This window comes from Puniceibacterium antarcticum (assembly GCF_002760615.1).
Classification (GTDB): Bacteria; Pseudomonadota; Alphaproteobacteria; order Rhodobacterales; family Rhodobacteraceae; genus Puniceibacterium; species Puniceibacterium antarcticum.
This window is the reverse complement of record NZ_AWWI01000076.1, coordinates 1-1,062: the sequence shown is the minus strand read 5'-3', so window position 1 is coordinate 1,062 and position 1,062 is coordinate 1. Positions and strand designations below refer to the sequence as shown.

The window sequence follows — 1,062 nt, the reverse complement described above, 5'->3', positions numbered from 1 at the left end:
TTTAGAGCGTGTCGCGGCCATCGCGATTCAGGATTCCCTTGCAGGTTTGACTGTGATTCCCTGTCTTTGGGTAGATATGGGGGTCAATGATGGGCAAGCCGCATCCTGTAGAGCTACGGCAGCGGGTGGTTGACCATGTTGCGGAGGGGAACACGCAGCGCTCGGCGGCAGTGCGGTTCAAGGTTTCGGTCAAGTTCGTCAACGACATGGTCACGTTGATGAAAGCGACCGGGGGCCTTGTGCCGAAGGTCCAGAGCAACGGCGGGGGCCACGGCAAGCTGTTCCCCCTGAAGGACTGGATCGGCCGCCGGATCGCGGAGAAGCGGGATATGACGGCCGCCGGACTGGCAAGCGAGATTGCCGCGACGCATGGCATGGCGGTGCATCGCGGCTCGGTCTGGCGGCTGTTGCGGGAGCTTGGGCTGACGCACAAAAAAAGACCTGCAGGCCGTCGAGCAGAAGCGCCCCGAGGTCGCCGCCCTGCGCCACATCTGGATCAGCCGGCGCCAGCCCTTCATGGCCAACATGCTGACGCAGATCGGGTTTATTGACGAGACCTCGGTCAAGACCAACATGGCCAAGACCACCGGCTGGGCCCCGCGCGGCGAGAGGCTGGTCGATCACGCGCCCTTCGGCCACTGGCACACCCAGACTTTCATCGCGGCCCTGCGCCACGATCGCCTCGATGCGCCATGGGTGATCGACGGCCCGATCAACCGCGACCTCTTCGACCTTTACATCGAGACCCAGCTCGCCCCCACCCTACAGCCTGGCGATGTGATCATCCTCGACAACCTGTCCAGCCACAAAAGCCCGAAGGCCGCGCAAGTGCTCAGGGACATCGGCTGCTGGTTCCTGCCGCTGCCACCCTAAAGCCCCGACCTCAACCCGATCGAGATGGCTTTCGCCAAGCTCAAGACCCTGCTCCGAAAAGCAGCCGCCCGCACATACGAGGACCTTTGGAAAGCCGTAGGTGCCGTCTGCGACCTCTTCACCGAGGACGAATGCCTCAACTACTTCATCGCCGCAGGATACAAACCCGATTGAACGCGACATCCTCTA

The 1,062-nt window shown here is 62.4% G+C and carries 2 protein-coding genes; both read left to right on the top strand.

What is annotated here, in order from left to right; translation table 11 throughout:
* The first annotated feature begins 89 nt into the window (after positions 1-89).
* A complete protein-coding gene (locus tag P775_RS28495) occupies positions 90-551 on the top strand; it encodes a helix-turn-helix domain-containing protein (RefSeq protein ID WP_218967676.1) in 462 nt (153 codons plus the stop codon).
* Positions 517-873: a transposase gene (locus P775_RS28490; protein WP_218967675.1), complete on the top strand. Its 357-nt coding sequence runs from the start codon at positions 517-519 to the stop codon at positions 871-873. Before P775_RS28495 ends, P775_RS28490 begins: the two co-directional genes overlap by 35 nt.
* Positions 874-1,062 lie beyond the last annotated feature (189 nt).

Coding starts and splice junctions, on each gene's coding strand:
- P775_RS28490 (WP_218967675.1), top strand. CDS start 517: ATGGCCAACATGCTGACGCAGATCGGGTTTATTGACGAGACCTCGGTC.
- P775_RS28495 (WP_218967676.1), top strand. CDS start 90: ATGGGCAAGCCGCATCCTGTAGAGCTACGGCAGCGGGTGGTTGACCAT.